Raw genomic sequence first — 1,553 nt, 5'->3', positions numbered from 1 at the left:
CGCGCCGCCGGGGCCCGGCGTCACCGGGCCCCGGCGGCCTCGTCCGTCACCTCGCCCCTGCGGCGGACCCGGGAGGCGAGGAGCCCGCCCAGGAACCCTGCGACGAGCCCCCACAGCAGCGCGAGCCCCACGGCGGCCCACAGGTGCGGGCGCAGGAGCACCTGCCCGCTCAGGGCGTCGACTTCGAAGAAGCCCAGCAGCGACAGGCCGAACCGGGCGTGCAGCCGGGTCAGCGGCGCGATGACGAGCATCGTGAGCGCGAACGCGACGCCGAAGTGCACGGCCTGCTGCCACAGCCGGGTCCTGGCGGGCGACCGCGCGGTCATCAGGAAGGCGGCAGCGAGCAGCAGGACGGCCGCCACGGGGACGAGCCACCAGGCGCGCGCGTCGTGCTCCGCCAGCGAGCGGACGTCGAGGGTCGCGTTCTCGGGGCCGCGCAGCACCTGGTCGAGCAGGTGGGGCATGGGCAGCCCGAACGGGCCCTCGACCCTGCCCTCCCAGGAGCCGCCGATGCCGATGCCCAGCGCCAGCCACACCAGGTTCGGCAGGCCGAGCAGCAGCACGGCGAAGGTGTCGGAGGTGTGCCCGCGCGTGGCCGCGACGACGAGCCCGGCGACGACACCGACGACGACGTACGCGAGGAGCAGGACCAGCATGGCGAACGCGGCGGGGCGTACGGGCTCCTGAAAGCGCACCAGCCGGGCGGGGAGCGGCGCCCTGCGGGACACGAGCAGGGACATGGCGAGCACGCCGAGCACCCACAGCAGCCCGTACAGCAGGGTCGGGCCGATGTCGGTGCGGAAGCCGAGCGTGGGCGAGGCGTCCAGGAGGTCGCCGAGCAGGTCGCCGATGACGTCGGCGGGCGAGTCGGCGGGCAGCAGGTCCGTGAAGGTGTGCCGGGCGAGTCCCGCGAGCCCGGCGAGCGCGGCCAGCCAGAGGACCGTCGTACGGGCGACCCGGGCGAGGAGTTCGCGGGCCGACGCGACGGCGCGGTGGCGCAGCGGGCGGAGGAAGGCGGTGCCGAGCGCGAGCGCGCCGGCCAGGCTCACGGACAGCGGCATGGCGGTGACCTCGGCGTCGGACTCCGCGAGTGCGCCCGCGCCGCCGGACAGCTCGACGTCGCCGCCCGCCGCCATGACGACGACAGCCGCCGTGACGCGCGGGAAGGCGCCGCCCGGCAGGTCGCCCGCGCCCGCCGCCCACAGCCCGAGGGCGGCCGTGACGGCCATGGCGGCGAGCCCGGCGATCACGGCCAAGAGGGCGTCGCGCCAGTCGTGGACGAGGTGGCGCAGACCGTCCGGCGAGGGGCTGCGTACGGGGGCTTGCCGGCTGCTCACGCTTGCACCGTAGGCACGGGGCGCCGGTCCCGGCTTGCGGGCCGCACCCGGATGGGGCACACAATGGCGGCGGAACGGAAGAAAGGGATGAATGTGACTTCCGACCCCTCGTCCGGACGCCCCACAGAACCCGCCGACACGCCCGCGCCAGGGCCCTCGGGCCCCGCGTCACGGCCTTCGGCCCCCGCGCCGGGGGCCGGCTCCGGTCCTCCCTCG

At 76.4% G+C, this 1,553-nt stretch carries 1 protein-coding gene; it reads right to left on the bottom strand.

What is annotated here, in order from left to right:
• Positions 1 to 20: 20 nt before the first annotated feature.
• Positions 21 to 1,337 (bottom strand): streptophobe family protein, encoded by a 1,317-nt coding sequence (locus HTZ82_RS03040; protein WP_375540774.1) that lies wholly within the window; start codon positions 1,335 to 1,337, stop codon positions 21 to 23.
• Positions 1,338 to 1,553: the final 216 nt, after the last annotated feature.

Source organism: Streptomyces sp. TRM64462, from assembly GCF_013362995.1.
GTDB lineage: Bacteria > Actinomycetota > Actinomycetes > Streptomycetales > Streptomycetaceae > Streptomyces.
The sequence above is the reverse complement of the archived record's forward strand: the minus strand, read 5'-3'. Positions and strand labels throughout refer to the sequence as shown.